Here is a 13599-nt window from a genome sequence, read left to right as displayed (position 1 = left end):
GATCAAGGTCAGCCTAGGATTACAGCTGCGCCAGCAGGTGCTCCGCCGACGACACCTTGAACTCGCCGCCCTGTTCGATGTTCAGCTGCTCGACCACGCCGTCCTTGACCAGCATGGAATAGCGCTGCGACCGCTCGCCCATGCCGAAGCCGGTGGCGTCCATCGACAGGCCCAGGGCGCGGGTCAGTTCGCCGTTGCCGTCGGCCAGCATGACGATGTCGTCGGCGCTGACGTCCTGGCTCTGCGCCCAGGCGCCCATGACGAAGGGGTCGTTGACCGACAGGCAGGCGACGGTGTCCACGCCCTTGCCGGCCAGGTCGGCGCGCTTGTCCTTGAAGCCCGGCAGGTGGCGCGCCGAACAGGTGGGGGTGAAGGCGCCCGGCACGGCGAACAGGGCCACGGTCTTGCCCTTGAACACATCGTCCGTGCTGACCGGACGGGGGCCGTCGGGGGTCATCATGCCCAGGCTGGCCGAGGGGATGCGGTCGCCGACCTTGATCGTCATGGGAAGTCTCCGAAATCTGGGGCGCTCAGGGACTGGGCGCGATTGTGTCGTGGTCCAGATAGGCGTTCGCGATCCACCCGCCAAGGCGCGGCGCGCGATCGTGACGCCTTGCGCCGGACAAAGAGCGCGTGAATGATCGGCCCATGTCCCAGTTCCAGTCGGAGTCCCAGTTCCAGTCCCTGGCGGGCCGCCTGCTGGTGGCCATGCCCGGCATCGGCGATCCGCGCTTCGAACATGCGGTGATCCTGATCTGCGCGCACGAGGCGGACCACGCCATGGGCCTGCGCCTGGACCGGCCGGCGGACGGGGTGACGCTGAAGACCGTGCTGTCTCGGCTGGACCTGACCGCGCCGGACGCGGCCGCCGGACGCGGCGTTCTGGTCGGCGGCCCGGTCGAGCGGGAACGCGGTTTCGTCCTGCACACCGACGACTGGATCAGCGACGACACCAGCCTGCCCATCGTCGCCGGCCTGGCCATGACCGGCACGCGCGAGGCCCTGTCGGCCATGACCGATCCCGAAACCGGGCCGGACCGCTCGATCCTGCTGCTGGGCTATGCCGGCTGGGGCGAGGGGCAGCTGGAGGATGAGCTGGCCGAAAACGTCTGGCTGGTGGCCGAGGCCGCGCCGGACCTGATCTTCGACACGGCGCACGACACGAAATGGAGCCGCGCCTTGGCCGGCATTGGCGTCGATGCCGCGCAACTTTCCGCGACGGGCGGCCGGGCCTGAGCGATCAGGCCGAGCGCTGCTTCAGCGGCGCGGCGCCGTCGGCCAGGCTTTCGTTCAGATAGACTTCGGCCTCCTGGGCCGGCAGGGCGGGCGCATAGCCGAAGCCCTGGCCGTAATGGCAGCTGGCCTCGACCAGACGGATGGCCAGGCCGGCGTTCTCGACCCCTTCGGCCACGACTTCCAGCGACAGGTCGCGGCCCAGGTTGACCACCGACTTGACGATCTTGGCCGAGCCTTCGTCCTTGTCCATCGTCAGCACGAAATAGCGGTCGATCTTCAGCGTATCGAACGGCAGCTTGGCCAGATACGACAGCGACGAGAAGCCGGTGCCGAAGTCGTCCAGCGCCAGGGACGCCCCCACTTCCTTCAGCTGTTTCAGCACCTCGGCGGCGCGCGCGGTGTCGCGCATGATGTCGCCTTCGGTGACCTCCAGCTTCAGCGCCCCGCGCGGCAGGCCGGTCTCGCGGATGATGCGATCCACGTCCTCGACCAGATTGGCGCGCTCGATCTCGCCGACCGACAGATTGACGCTGCAGAACAGGGCGCCCGCTGTCGGGTGACGATGCAGCCATTCGGCCAGTTGCTTGGCCGCCTGGGTCATCATCAGCAGGCCCAGGTCGTTCATCAGACCCATTTCGTCCGTCAGGGTCAGGAATTCATCCGGCGGCACCAGGCCGCGCCGGGGGTGACGCCAGCGCGCCAGCGCCTCGAACCCGGCCACGGCGCCGGTATGCAGGTTCACGATGGGCTGGAAGAAGGGTTCGATCTCGCCGCGCACGAAGGCGTTGCGCAGGTCCGATTCCATCGCCAACCGGCTGAGGCTGTCGCTTTCCAGCGCCCGGCCATAGGCGGCGGCGCCGCCGCGCCCGGCGGACTTGGCCTGTTCCACCGCCAGTTCGGCGCGCCGCAACAGTTCGCTGGCGTCCGGTGCGTCCGGCCCGCCCTCGGTCGCCACCGCGCCGATCGACACGGTCGGATAGATGTCGAAGCCCGCGACCCGCAGCGGCTGTTCCAGCGCCTCGCGCACCCGGTCGGCGGGGCCGGCCGCGCCGCGCGGCAACAGGACGGCGAACTCGTCTTCGCCGATGCGGGCCGGGGCCGCCGCGTGCGAAAAAGCCGCGCTCAGACGCGACCCCAGGGCCGACAGCACCAGATCGGCCCGTTCGTGGCCCAGGGCCTCGTTCAGACGCCGCAGCCGGTCGACGTCGGCCACGATCAGCTCGTATTCGCCCGCCTGTGTCAGGGTTTCCGCCACGCGTGCGACGAAGGTGCGACGATCCAGCAGGCCGGTCAGGGCGTCCTTGTCCGAGCCGGCGAATTTGGTTTCCAGCGCCACCATGCCGGCGGCGCGCAGGCCGTCCTCCAGCCAGACGCCGCGCCACAGACAGACCTCGGACCCGCGCATGCGCAGACGCACGGCGATCTCGGCGCCTTCGTCCTGGGGCTTCAGTATGCGTTCGGCCAGGGCCCGATCCTGCGGCTGGGCCAGGGCGATGAAGGCCGCGCCCGAACATTCCGGCGCCAGCGGCCCCAGCCCCAGCGAACGGGTCGAGCCGGTGAAACGGATCTGGTCCTGGGCGGGCGTCCATTCCCACAAGGCCGCGTCGGCGGCCGCCAGCGCCTCGATGGCGGCGGTCGCATCCCAGCCCAGTGATCGCGATCGCGCGTTCAAATCGACGTTCCGGCCCCTGCGGGCTGCGTCAGCCGTCCCGCACCCATTCGTCCGACACGACGCCGAACAATAGATGATCTGCCCATGCGCCGTTAATTTTCAAATAAGCCCGCGCCTCGCCCTCCTGCCGGAAGCCGCCTTTCTGCAGGACGCGGCGCGACGGAAGGTTGGTCGGCAGGCACGACGCCTCGATCCGGTGCAGGTCCAGCGTCTCGAACGCGAAGCCCAGAACCGCGCGCACGGCGGCCGTCGCATGGCCGCGCCCGGCGAAGGGCTGGCCGATCCAGTAGCCCAGGGTGCCCGCATCCGCGACCCCGCGCCGGATGTTCGACAGGGTGATGGCCCCCACCAGCTGCTCGTTCCCCTGCTGGAAGATGAAGAAGGGCCAGGCGGTCTCCATCTCCATCTCGCGGGCATAGACAGACAGGCGGCGGCGAAAGGCAGGCCGGGTCAGGTCGTCCTCGGCCCAGGCCGGCTCCCACGGCTGCAGATAGGCGGCCGACAACTGGCGCAGCTCCGCCCAGGGCTGATAGTCGGCGGCGCGCGGCGGACGCAGGATCACGCCCCGGCCTTCGATGACCGGGCCCGTGGTCTCCGTCATCCAGTCCAGCAGGGCCATGGGCATAGCTTAGCGGTCGCCCGCACCCGGAAACAGGGTCCGGCCGAACACATCTCCGGCGCCGCCCGCCGCGCGCGGCCCCAGCACCGCCGTCGCCGCCAGACCGGGCGCCAGAACCGCCGCCGCCGCCGCTCGCACCGCCTCCCGGTCAACCACCGTCATGGCCTCTGCCAGGGCTTGCGACGACACGGGCCGGCCGTGGATCAGGGTCTGGGCCGCCGCCCGCCCCGCCCGGCTCATGGGGCTTTCGTCCGACATCCACAGCGAGGCGGTCAGCACATTGCGCGCCCGCGCCAGTTCGGCCTCGGTCGGTCCCGTCTCGGCCAGGGTGCGCAGCTCGTCGGCGCAGACCCGCGCCAGCTCCTCGGCCCGATCCGCCGCGCAACCGGCGTAGATCCCCAGCACGCCGATGTCGGCATAGGGTTCGTGCCAGGCGTCGATGGCGTAGGCCAGGCCGCGATCCTCGCGCGCACTCTGGAACAGGCGCGACGCCATGCCCCCGCCCAGGATTTCGGTCATCAGTCGCAGGGCCGGCAGGCCCGGATCGGTCGCCCCCAGCCCCGGCAGGGCCAGAACCAGATTGGCCTGTTCGATGCGTCGGCCCAGCCGCGCCGCTCCGCCGGTGAACCGCGCCGGCGCCGGACGCTGGGCGGGCGTGGAGACTTCGGCCCCGAACCAGCGCTCGGCCAGGGCCAGCAGTTCGTCTTCATCCACCGCGCCCGAAACGGCGACCGCCATCCGGTCCGGTGCATACAGTTGCGCGCGCCAGTCGGCCATGCTGGCGCGGTCGGCCGGTTTCAGGCTGGCGACCGAGCCCAGGATGGGGCGCCCCAGGGCCTGGCCCTGAAAGGCGCGGGTCTGGGCCATTTCGAACACATGGTCGTCGGGCGTGTCGAAGGCCTCGGCGATCTCCTGGCCGACCACGTCCTTCTCGCGCTCGATGTCGCCGGGGTCCAGCGTCGGCCGGAACAGCAGGTCCGAAATCACCTGCATGGCCAGCGGCAGCGAGCCGGCCAGGCCCCGCACCTCGAAACTGGTGCGTTCATAGCCGGTGGCGGCGTTGATCGATCCGCCCTCGGCCTCGACCCGCTCGACGATCTCGCGCGCGCTCATGTCGCCCGCGCCCTTGAACACCATATGCTCCAGCAGGTGCGACCAGCCGGACCGGGCCTTCGGCTCCCACCGCGCGCCGCCTTCGACCGACACGACGACCGCCAGGGTCTTCAGCCCCGGCATGGGATCGCAGACCACCCGCACGCCGTTCGACAGGGTATGCAGACGCGCGCTCAGGATCTCAGCCTCCGCACCACCAGGGCGACGTACAGAACCGCCAGCACCGCCGCCAGGCCGAACCAGGTCAGGGCGTACCCCAGGTGATTGTTGGAAAAGGCGGCAGGCGGGGCCGCGGGCTGCAACGCCGCCCAGCCGGCCGGGGCGGGCGTCAGGGCGTACAGCAGGCGCGGCTCGACCGGGCCGCTCACCCCCAAAACCCGCGCCATGGCCGGGGCGTCCCGGCCATAGAACAGGCGGCCTTCCGGCGCCGGCGTCATGGCCCCGGCGGGCGTGGGGGTGCGGATCTGGGCCGTGATCGGAGTCGGCGCCTCGGATGCCGCGACCGGCGGCCGGGCCGAAATCTCCTCGGCCACAAAGCCGCGATCGACCAGCCAGGTCCGATCCGCCGCCCGGCAGGCCGAGATCAGCCGCAGGCCCGGCTGCCCGTCCAGTATGGTGTGCATCTCCACAAACGGCGCGGTGGCCAGGCCGGGGCAGTCGACGGTGACGGCGCGAAACTCCGCGTCGCCGCTTTCGGCCAGCACCTGGGCCAGGGGGGCGGCCGGACGCTGGGCGGCGGCCGTGGCGGTGGCGATCAGGCCTTCCTTCCAGACCAGGCGCCTGGCCTGCCAGCTTCCCAGGGCGATCAGAACCCCCAGAACCGCCAGGGTCGCGACGGTCAGGCCCCAGGGGAAGCCGCGACGTTCAGCCTTGTCCATGACGCGCCTCCCCGGCCCGGCTGCGCATCTGCACGGCGATCATCAGCCCCTTGGCCGGCCGCATCAGCCCCAGCGCCAGAATGGCCGTCAGCGGCAGCCACAGGATCAGATGCAGCCACATCGGCGGGCGATAGCTCAGCTCCACAGCCAAGGCGCTGAACACCGTCAGCCCGCCCGCGACCTGCATGATGAAGACCGCCGGCCCGTCGCCGGTGTTCAATCCGCGAAAGTCGAAGCCGCAGGCCGCGCACTGCGGAACCACCTTCAGGAAACCGGCGTAAAGCCGCCCCCGCCCGCAGGCCGGGCAACGACAGGCCAGGCCGGCGCGAATCTGGGCCTCGCCGTCAAGCAAAGCGGCGCGGGACGTCTGGTCCCGCGCCGTTGCATGCTCAGAGGGCTGTCGCCCCTGGGTCACCCCTGGGTCACCCGTAAACCACGTAGACGAAGGCGAACAGGAACAGCCAGACCACGTCCACGAAATGCCAGTACCAGGCCGCCGCCTCGAAGCCGAAATGCTTCTGCGGGGTCATCTGGCCCGCATACAGGCGCAGCAGGCAGACCAGCAGGAAGATCGAACCGATCAGAACGTGGAAGCCGTGGAAGCCCGTGGCCATGAAGAAGATCGAACCGTACAGGCCCGACCCGGCCGCCTCTTCGTTGAAGAACAGGTTCTCGTGGATGATGTGATAGTACTCGTACGCCTGAACGCCGGTGAACAGGGCGCCCAGCAGCACGGTGATCAGCAGGCCCATCTTGGCGCCGTTGCGGTCGCCGCTTTGCAGCGCATGGTGCGCCCAGGTGACCGTGGTGCCCGACAGCAGCAGGATGATGGTGTTCAGCAGCGGCAGTTGCCACGGGTCCAGGGTTTCGACGCCCTTGGGCGGCCAGATGCTGTCGCCATTGGCGGCGGTCCACGACTTGGCCGTGTCGGCCCAGGCCCCGACCTCGGGGATATGGGCGCGCGCCTCGTTGAAGACGGACATTTCGAAGAACATCCAGAAGAAGGCGGCGAACAGCATCGCCTCGGACGCGATGAACAGCATCATGCCGTAGCGCAGGCCGATCGACACCACCGGGGTGTGATAGCCCTGACGGCCTTCCTTGATGACGTCCGACCACCAGCCGAACATGGCCGTCAGCACACCGGCCAAGCCGGCGAAGAACAGCGCCTTCTGGCCCTTGACCAGCAGGGCGTCGGCGATCGGGCCGCTGTCGGCGGGGACCAGCCCCTTCATCCACACCACGGCGCCGACCATCATGATGGTCACGGCGATGGAGGACACCAGCGGCCAGGGGCTGGGATCGACCAGGTGGTAGTCGTGGTGCGGAGTGGCGTGGGAATTGGCCATGGGTCTTTCCGGATCCTCGGCGGACGTCTCGATTCCTCAGGGCTATAGCGCCGCGATTGCGGGGACGCCAGTGGTCCGGGGCGGGAATAAGGCGCCCCCGACGCCCTTGCCGGCGATCAGCCCGCCTTCTGCGCCTCGTCGAAGCCGCGGGTGGGATAGAAGGTGTAGCTCAGGGTGATCTCGCGCACCCCCCGACCCTCGCGGTCGGTGGCCAGTTCGGGGGCGATGAAATACTGCACCGGGAATTTCTGCGTCTGGCCCGGCGCGATCTCCTGCCCCTCGAAACAGAAGCACTGCAGCTTCTGGAAATAGGGGCCGGCCCGCTCGGGCACGACATTATAGGCGGCGGTGGCGTGGATCGGCCGGTCCGAGGTGTTGGTGACGTCGAAATAGGCGATGCCCGTCTCGCCGATGCGCACCCGCTGGCTGACCTGTTCGGCGCGGAAGGTCATCGGCAGGCCACGCACATTGGTGTCGAACCGCACCAGCACCGTCTGGTCCAGGATCACGTCCGACGGCTTGTCCGCCACCATGGTGGTGCCGCCGAAACCCGTCACCTGACAGAACAGCTGATACAGCGGCACGGCGGCGAAGGCGGCGCCGGTCATGAACATGACGCCCCCGACGCAGGCCAGGGCGATGGCGTTCTTGCGGTTCACGGCTGGGCCGCGGCCTCAACCTGAGCCTGGGCTTGCGCCTGCAGGGCCTGGGCCTCGGCCACGGCGGCCTGGTGGGCCTTGGCCGATTCGCGCTGGTTGTGCTGCATCCGCAGGAAGGTGGTGGTGAACACCAGGATCATGAACAGCACCAGCGCCCCGGCCAGGGCCAGGTTGCGGCGCTTGCGGGCGGCCAGTTGTTCGTCGGTCAGTCGCATGGCGGTCAGTGTCCCAGGCCCGGCAGTTGCTCGACCAGAAGGGCGGCGAACAGGGCCATCAGATACAGGATGGAGAAGGCGAACAGGTTGCGCGCCGGTTTGGCCTCGGCGCGGACATCGTACAATGCGGCCTCTCGCCCCACCGCCTCGGCCTTGTCCGGCTGGTCGCCCGCGCGCGAGCGCCAGACCCGCACCGCCAGCGCCAGGAAGACCAGGCCGCCGACCGCCGCCACGACGCCATAGATGACGCCGCCCAGGCCGGTGAAGGCCGGCGCCACCCCCACCGGAACCAGCACCAGGCTATACAGCAGGATCTGCAGCCGCGTGGACTTGGCGCCCCGGGCCACCGGCATCATCGGAATGCCGGCGCGGGCGTAGTCGCCGGCCGAATACAGCGCCAGCGCCCAGCTGTGCGGCGGCGTCCACAGGAAGATGATCAGGAACAGCAGCCACGCCGGCCAGGGCGCATCGCCCGTCGCCGCGGCCCAGCCGATCACCGGCGGAAAGGCGCCCGCCGCCCCGCCGATGACGATGTTCTGGGGCGTCCGCCGCTTCAACAGCAGCGTGTAGAAGCCGGCGTAATAGACGATGGTCAGGGCCAGCAGACCCGCCGCCAGCCAGTTGGACGCCATGCCCAGCAGCATGACCGAGAACACCGACAGCACCACGCCATAGGTCATGGCGTCGCCCTTGCGCACCCGGCCGGCGGCGACGGGGCGGCCGCGCGTGCGGCGCATCAGGGCGTCGGTTTCACCCTCCAGCGCCATGTTCAGCGCCCCGGCGGCGCCGGCGCCCACGGCGATGCACAGAATGGCCAGGGCCGCCGACAACGGGTGCATGTCCCCCGGCGCCACCACCAGACCGGTCACGGCGGTGAAGATCACCAGCGACATGACGCGCGGCTTCAGCAGCTGGACGTAGTCTTCCGGCTGGGCCGTGGTGACGACGGGCGTGGCGGGGGTCGGGTTCATGGCGGACGTTCTTACGCCTTTGCGGCGCGTTTGAAAGACGAAGGCCGCCCTTCCGGCTGGGAAGGGCGGCCCCTGGCCCGGATCGCTCCGGGGATCAGTGCTCGTCGGACTTGACCACCGGCAGTTCGTTGAACTGGTGATGCGGCGGCGGGGACGACAGGGTCCATTCCAGCGTCGTGGCGCCTTCGCCCCACGGATTCGCCTCACCCTTGCGGCGACGGATGGCCGATTCGAGCAACACCACCAGGAAGACCCCGACGCCGACGATGGTCACGACGTAACCGATCGACGAGACGTGGTTCCAGTAGGTGTAGGCTTCCGAATAGTCGATGTAGCGGCGCGGCATGCCCTGCAGGCCCAGGAAATGCTGCGGGAAGAAGATCAGGTTCACGCCGATGAACATGATCCAGAAGTGCAGCGCGCCCAGGAACTCGTTGTACTTCACGCCGAACATCTTCTCGTACCAGTAATAGAAGCCGGCGAAGATCGAGAAGATGGCGCCCAGCGACAGCACATAGTGGAAGTGGGCCACGACGTAATAGGTGTCGTGCAGGCTGTAGTCGATGCCGGCGTTCGACAGGACCACGCCGGTCACGCCGCCGACGGTGAACAGGAAGATGAAGCCCATGGCCCACAGCATCGGCGTCTTGAAGTCGATGGAGCCGCCCCACATGGTGGCGATCCAGCTGAAGATCTTCACGCCCGTGGGCACGGCGATGATCATGGTCGCGGCCACGAAATAGGCGCGCAGCTCGATCGACATGCCGACCGTGTACATGTGGTGCGCCCACACGATGAAGCCGATGAAGCCGATGGCCACCATGGCGTAGGCCATGGCCAGATAACCGAAGATCGGCTTGCGGCTGAAGGTCGAGACGATGTGGCTGATGATGCCGAAGCCCGGCAGGATCATGATGTAGACTTCGGGGTGACCGAAGAACCAGAACAGGTGCTGGAACATCACCGGGTCGCCGCCGCCGGTCGGGTCGAAGAAGCTGGTCCCGAAGTTGCGGTCCGTCAGCAGCATGGTGATGGCGCCCGCCAGAACCGGCAGCGACAGCAGCAGCAGGAAGGCGGTGATCAGCACGCCCCAGGCGAACAGCGGCATGCGGTGCAGGGTCATGCCCGGCGCGCGCATGTTGAAGATGGTGGTGATGAAGTTGATCGCGCCCAGGATCGAGCTGGCGCCCGCGACGTGCAGCGAGAAGATCGCCAGATCCATGGCCGGGCCGGTGTGGCCCTTGGTCGACAGGGGCGGATAGACGGTCCAGCCGCCGCCGAAACCGCGACCGGGACCGCCGTCCACGAACAGGCTGAGACACAGCAGCACGAAGGCGCTGACCAGCATCCAGAACGAGATGTTGTTCATGCGCGGGAAGGCCATGTCCGGCGCGCCGATCATGATCGGCGCGAAATAGTTGGCGAAGCCGCCCATGGTGGCCGGCATGACCACGAAGAACACCATGATCAGGGCGTGGGCCGTGACCGTGACGTTGTAGCCGTGCTTGGTCGCCTCAACCAGGCCCAGGTGCTGGACGAACGAGCCTTCGCGGAAGATCTGGATGCCCGGCTCGGCCAGTTCCCAGCGGATCAGGCCCGACAGGGCGCCGCCGATCAGGGCCGCGAAGATCGCGAAGCCCAGATACAGGACGCCGATGTCCTTGTGGTTGGTCGACAGGAACCAGCGGGTGAAGAAACCCGGCTTGTGGTCGTGATCGTCATGACCGTCGTGGTCGTGAGCGAGGTTCTGGGCTGCGGTGGCCATGATCGGGGGCTCTCGCGGATTATTGGGCCACAGCCGCAGGCGCGGCCGGAGCGTTGGTCGGAGTGGTCGCCGTCTGGGCGGTCGGAGCGGCAGCGGCGTCAGCAGCGGCGGTCGCGGTCGGGGCGCCGGTCGTTCCGGCGGCCACCTGGGCGGCGGTGCCGCCGGGGGCCTGTTCGGCCGTGGCCGGGGTCATTGAGCCGCCCTTGGAGGCGATCCAGGCGGCGAACTCGGCTTCGGTCACCACATTGATCTGGATCGGCATGAAGGCGTGGTCGACGCCGCACAGTTCCGAGCACTGGCCATAGAAGACGCCGGTGCGATCGGCGCGGAACCAGGTCTCGTTGACCCGGCCCGGAACGGCGTCGGTCTTCAGGCCGAAGGCCGGCAGGGCGACGGCGTGGATCACGTCGGAGGCGGTGACCAGAAGGCGCACGGTCTTGCCGACCGGCACCACCATCGGCTCGTCGGCGGCCAGGCGATACAGGCTGCTGGGCATGCCGCGCTGGGCGACCTCTTCTTCCGGCAGCATGTTCGAGATGTATTCGGCCACGCCCTGGTCGGGATATTCGTAGGCCCAGTTCCACTGGTTGCCGGTGACCTTAACCGTCACGTCCGGGTCGGGCATGTCGTGATAGGCGAACAGCAGCCGGAACGAGAACAGGGCGATGAACACCAGGATCAGCACCGGCACCACGGTCCAGATGATCTCGATCAGGGTGTTGTGGCTCCAGCGCGCGGGCGTCGGATTGGCCTTCCTGTTGTAGCGGATCATGATCCACAGCAGCAGGCCCAGCACCAGCAGGCAGATGGCCGTGATGATCGGCATCAGGATGAAGTCGTGGAAGATGTGCGCTTCCACCTTCAGCGGCGAGGCGGCGGGCTGAAGCCCCAGACCGCCCGGCGTCGGCTGACCCATCAGATCCTGCGCCCATGCCGGCGCGGCGGCGAACAGCGCCAGGGCCGAGGCGATACCGCCTCCCATCAACCCCTTGGCTCGCATGCCCATCCCCATTCGAGACGTCCCTTAAATAAAGTCGTTCTGCGGCAGCTAGTTGCGAGTGAATCGCAAGTCAGCGCGCAAGGGGCCCCAGCCGCCGCGTCATGGGCCGGTCCCTATCGGATCGATGGACGCTTGCCAAGCGATCAGCGGGGGGAAAGGGAGGGATTAGGGACTAGGGACTAGGGATTAGGCCGGGCGACAGACCGTCTCCGCACCAACCATGTCGGCTGCACCAAGCCGACGCAGTCGCCCCCAGGCTCCGCTCCCCCATCCCCAATCCCTAGTCCTTAGTCCCTTGTCCCTCCCTGCATTACATCGCATCCATGTTTCGCAAGCTACCTTGCGTTACATGATACCTTGCGATAGTCAGACTTCGAGCACAGGAGAACCGAGGTGCCCGAAACCATAGACATCCAGTTGAAGAAGGGGGCGTTGGGGCTGTGTGTCCTGGCCCTTCTGGCCCGCGCCGACAGCTACGCCTACGAGATCGCCAGCCGCCTGTCCGACGCCATCGGCATGGGCGAGGGCACGATCTATCCGCTGATGCGGCGCATGCAGACCGACGGCCTGGTCGAGACCTATCTGGTCGAATCCTCCGCCGGCCCTTCGCGCAAATACTATCGCCTGACCGCCGCCGGACGCGCCGCACTGGACGCCCAGGCGGCCGAATGGAAAACCTTCACCCGCGCCGTCGACGCCGTCATTTCCGACGCCGACGCCGCCCAATCGGGAGACGCCTGATGACGCGCGCCGAATTCCTGTCGCGACTGAAGCGCGGACTGGTCGGCCTGCCGACCCATACCGCCGCCGAGATCGTGGCCGACTATGAATCCCACTTCGACGACGGCGTGCAGGACGGCCGCACCGAGGCCGAGGTGGCCGCCGCCCTGGGCGACCCCGACCGCCTGGCCCGCGAACTGCGCGCCGAGGCCACGGCCCAGCGCTGGACCCAGGAGCGCAACCCGTCCGCCGCCGCCGCCGCCGTCTTCGCGGTGCTGGGCCTGGGCGCGATCGACATCCTGATCCTGCTGCCCCTTCTGATGGGCGTGGTCGGCGCCCTGTTCGGGGTGGTGGTGGCCGTGATCGGCGTCTTCATCGGCGGCGGGGTGGTCTTCGTGGCCGGTCCGTTCGCGGGCTTCCCCGGCGGCGCCCTGGCGGCCCTGCTGTGCGGCCTGGGCCTGATGGCCGGCGCCACCTTCGTCGGCGCCCTGACCGCCCTGGTGACCGTCTGGCTGGTCAACGGCCTGATCTGGTTCGCCCGCCTGCACTACCGGCTGCTGAAGCCGGCCCTGGAACCCCAAGCCGCTGGAGAGACGGCATGACCCGCACCCTGCTCATCATCGCCGGCGCCGCCCTGGTGCTGTGCCTGGCCTGTCTGGGCGGCGCCGCCGCCCTGGGCGGCCGCGACATGGCCCGCCACGGCTGGGCCTGGACCGTCCGCGACGACAATGGCGAATCGGTCCGCATCGAACGGGTTCGCGGGGGCGGGTCCAACGACCTGGGTCCGCGCATCACCCGCAACCTGGCCTGGAGCGGCGAGACCCTGACGCTGGACTCTTCTCTGGACGTCGACTTCGTTCAGGGCGCCGAGGCCGGGGTGGTGGTCACCGGACCCAAGGGCCTGGCCGACCGGGTCCGCGTCGAGAACGGCCGCATCTTCCTGGCCGAGGGCGACGAGCGCGTGGTGTTCGGCTGGGGCCCCGATGGTCTGAACGCCCGGTCCGAACGCGGCGAACTGAGCATCGTGGTGACCGCGCCGCGCGTGTCGCGCTTCGACATCAACGGCTCGGGCGACCTGACCCTGCGCAACTATGACCAGCCGACCCTGGCCATCGGCGTCAACGGTTCGGCCGACGTCACCGGCACGGGCAAGACCCAGCGGCTGGAGCTGGAGATCACCGGTTCGGGCGATGTGGACCTGGGCGATCTGACCCTGACCGACGCGGCCATCACGATCAACGGCTCGGGCGAAGCCCGGGCCGGGCCGACCGGCAAGGCGGACATCGACATCAGCGGCTCGGGTGACGTCACCCTGACGCGCCGGCCGGCCCAGCTGAACCGGACCATCACCGGTTCGGGCGCGGTCGAGGAATCGTTCTGACACGGCGGGTGACGCGGCGGC

The 13599-nt window shown here is 68.8% G+C and carries 16 protein-coding genes; 4 read left to right on the top strand and 12 right to left on the bottom strand.

Annotated elements, in window-relative coordinates:
• Positions 1-19 precede the first annotated feature (19 nt).
• Positions 20-505: a peroxiredoxin gene (locus Q0581_RS14155; protein ID WP_298701096.1), complete on the bottom strand. Its 486-nt coding sequence runs from the start codon at positions 503-505 to the stop codon at positions 20-22.
• A gap of 143 nt (positions 506-648) precedes the next feature.
• On the opposite strand from Q0581_RS14155, the gene Q0581_RS14150 reads away from it, so the two are divergent.
• Positions 649-1236: a YqgE/AlgH family protein gene (locus Q0581_RS14150; protein ID WP_298701095.1), complete on the top strand. Its 588-nt coding sequence runs from the start codon at positions 649-651 to the stop codon at positions 1234-1236.
• Positions 1237-1240: 4 nt separating this feature from the next.
• On the opposite strand, the gene Q0581_RS14145 is transcribed toward Q0581_RS14150, so the two are convergent.
• The 11 genes from Q0581_RS14145 to coxB form a co-directional block, all read right to left on the bottom strand.
• Complete coding sequence (locus Q0581_RS14145; RefSeq protein WP_298701094.1) at positions 1241-2908, bottom strand: bifunctional diguanylate cyclase/phosphodiesterase; 1668 nt, start codon at positions 2906-2908, stop codon at positions 1241-1243.
• A gap of 28 nt (positions 2909-2936) precedes the next feature.
• Positions 2937-3527: a GNAT family protein gene (locus tag Q0581_RS14140; protein WP_298701093.1), complete on the bottom strand. Its 591-nt coding sequence runs from the start codon at positions 3525-3527 to the stop codon at positions 2937-2939.
• A gap of 9 nt (positions 3528-3536) precedes the next feature.
• The gene (locus Q0581_RS14135; RefSeq protein ID WP_298701114.1) at positions 3537-4763 is read right to left on the bottom strand and encodes a pitrilysin family protein; all 1227 of its coding nucleotides are present in this window, start codon (positions 4761-4763) and stop codon (positions 3537-3539) included.
• Between the two features lie 50 nt (positions 4764-4813).
• Complete coding sequence (locus tag Q0581_RS14130) at positions 4814-5518, bottom strand: SURF1 family cytochrome oxidase biogenesis protein (protein ID WP_298701092.1); 705 nt, start codon at positions 5516-5518, stop codon at positions 4814-4816.
• Complete coding sequence (locus Q0581_RS14125; RefSeq protein WP_298701091.1) at positions 5505-5870, bottom strand: DUF983 domain-containing protein; 366 nt, start codon at positions 5868-5870, stop codon at positions 5505-5507. The genes Q0581_RS14130 and Q0581_RS14125 overlap by 14 nt, the downstream gene beginning before the upstream one ends.
• Before the next feature lie 70 nt (positions 5871-5940).
• Positions 5941-6867, bottom strand: a complete 927-nt coding sequence (locus Q0581_RS14120; RefSeq protein WP_298701090.1) for a cytochrome c oxidase subunit 3 — start codon at positions 6865-6867, stop codon at positions 5941-5943.
• Between the two features lie 116 nt (positions 6868-6983).
• Positions 6984-7526: a cytochrome c oxidase assembly protein gene (locus tag Q0581_RS14115; RefSeq protein WP_298701089.1), complete on the bottom strand. Its 543-nt coding sequence runs from the start codon at positions 7524-7526 to the stop codon at positions 6984-6986.
• The gene (locus tag Q0581_RS14110) at positions 7523-7741 is read right to left on the bottom strand and encodes a hypothetical protein (RefSeq protein ID WP_298701088.1); all 219 of its coding nucleotides are present in this window, start codon (positions 7739-7741) and stop codon (positions 7523-7525) included. Before Q0581_RS14110 ends, Q0581_RS14115 begins: the two co-directional genes overlap by 4 nt.
• A 5-nt stretch (positions 7742-7746) precedes the next feature.
• Positions 7747-8712: a heme o synthase gene (locus tag Q0581_RS14105; protein WP_298701087.1), complete on the bottom strand. Its 966-nt coding sequence runs from the start codon at positions 8710-8712 to the stop codon at positions 7747-7749.
• 94 nt (positions 8713-8806) lie between these two features.
• Positions 8807-10477 (bottom strand): cytochrome c oxidase subunit I, encoded by a 1671-nt coding sequence (gene ctaD / locus Q0581_RS14100; RefSeq protein ID WP_298701086.1) that lies wholly within the window; start codon positions 10475-10477, stop codon positions 8807-8809.
• Between the two features lie 19 nt (positions 10478-10496).
• Positions 10497-11459: a cytochrome c oxidase subunit II gene (gene coxB / locus Q0581_RS14095; RefSeq protein ID WP_298701113.1), complete on the bottom strand. Its 963-nt coding sequence runs from the start codon at positions 11457-11459 to the stop codon at positions 10497-10499.
• 411 nt (positions 11460-11870) lie between these two features.
• Between coxB and Q0581_RS14090 the strand changes: the two genes are divergently transcribed.
• Genes Q0581_RS14090 through Q0581_RS14080 form a run of 3 tightly spaced genes read left to right on the top strand, consistent with a single transcriptional unit; the run spans position 11871 to position 13578 of the window.
• On the top strand, positions 11871-12218 hold the full coding sequence (locus Q0581_RS14090; RefSeq protein ID WP_298701085.1) for a PadR family transcriptional regulator: 348 nt from the start codon (positions 11871-11873) through the stop codon (positions 12216-12218).
• The gene (locus Q0581_RS14085; RefSeq protein WP_298701084.1) at positions 12218-12799 is read left to right on the top strand and encodes a DUF1700 domain-containing protein; all 582 of its coding nucleotides are present in this window, start codon (positions 12218-12220) and stop codon (positions 12797-12799) included. The genes Q0581_RS14090 and Q0581_RS14085 overlap by 1 nt, the downstream gene beginning before the upstream one ends.
• The gene (locus Q0581_RS14080) at positions 12796-13578 is read left to right on the top strand and encodes a DUF2807 domain-containing protein (RefSeq protein ID WP_298701083.1); all 783 of its coding nucleotides are present in this window, start codon (positions 12796-12798) and stop codon (positions 13576-13578) included. The genes Q0581_RS14085 and Q0581_RS14080 overlap by 4 nt, the downstream gene beginning before the upstream one ends.
• Positions 13579-13599 lie beyond the last annotated feature (21 nt).

The sequence above is a fragment of the uncultured Brevundimonas sp. genome (genome assembly GCF_937863155.1).
Taxonomy (GTDB): Bacteria; Pseudomonadota; Alphaproteobacteria; order Caulobacterales; family Caulobacteraceae; genus Brevundimonas.
The sequence above is the reverse complement of the archived record's forward strand: the minus strand, read 5'-3'. Positions and strand labels throughout refer to the sequence as shown.

Bases quoted from the DNA above. Each gene is read 5' to 3' on its own strand.
- Q0581_RS14155 (WP_298701096.1), bottom strand. From the start codon at position 505: ATGACGATCAAGGTCGGCGACCGCATCCCCTCGGCCAGCCTGGGCATG.
- Q0581_RS14150 (WP_298701095.1), top strand. From the start codon at position 649: ATGTCCCAGTTCCAGTCGGAGTCCCAGTTCCAGTCCCTGGCGGGCCGC.
- Q0581_RS14140 (WP_298701093.1), bottom strand. From the start codon at position 3,527: ATGGCCCTGCTGGACTGGATGACGGAGACCACGGGCCCGGTCATCGAA.
- Q0581_RS14135 (WP_298701114.1), bottom strand. From the start codon at position 4,763: ATGCCGGGGCTGAAGACCCTGGCGGTCGTCGTGTCGGTCGAAGGCGGC.
- Q0581_RS14130 (WP_298701092.1), bottom strand. From the start codon at position 5,518: ATGGACAAGGCTGAACGTCGCGGCTTCCCCTGGGGCCTGACCGTCGCG.
- Q0581_RS14120 (WP_298701090.1), bottom strand. From the start codon at position 6,867: ATGGCCAATTCCCACGCCACTCCGCACCACGACTACCACCTGGTCGAT.
- Q0581_RS14110 (WP_298701088.1), bottom strand. From the start codon at position 7,741: ATGCGACTGACCGACGAACAACTGGCCGCCCGCAAGCGCCGCAACCTG.
- Q0581_RS14105 (WP_298701087.1), bottom strand. From the start codon at position 8,712: ATGAACCCGACCCCCGCCACGCCCGTCGTCACCACGGCCCAGCCGGAA.
- ctaD (WP_298701086.1), bottom strand. From the start codon at position 10,477: ATGGCCACCGCAGCCCAGAACCTCGCTCACGACCACGACGGTCATGAC.
- coxB (WP_298701113.1), bottom strand. From the start codon at position 11,459: ATGGGAGGCGGTATCGCCTCGGCCCTGGCGCTGTTCGCCGCCGCGCCG.
- Q0581_RS14085 (WP_298701084.1), top strand. From the start codon at position 12,218: ATGACGCGCGCCGAATTCCTGTCGCGACTGAAGCGCGGACTGGTCGGC.
- Q0581_RS14080 (WP_298701083.1), top strand. From the start codon at position 12,796: ATGACCCGCACCCTGCTCATCATCGCCGGCGCCGCCCTGGTGCTGTGC.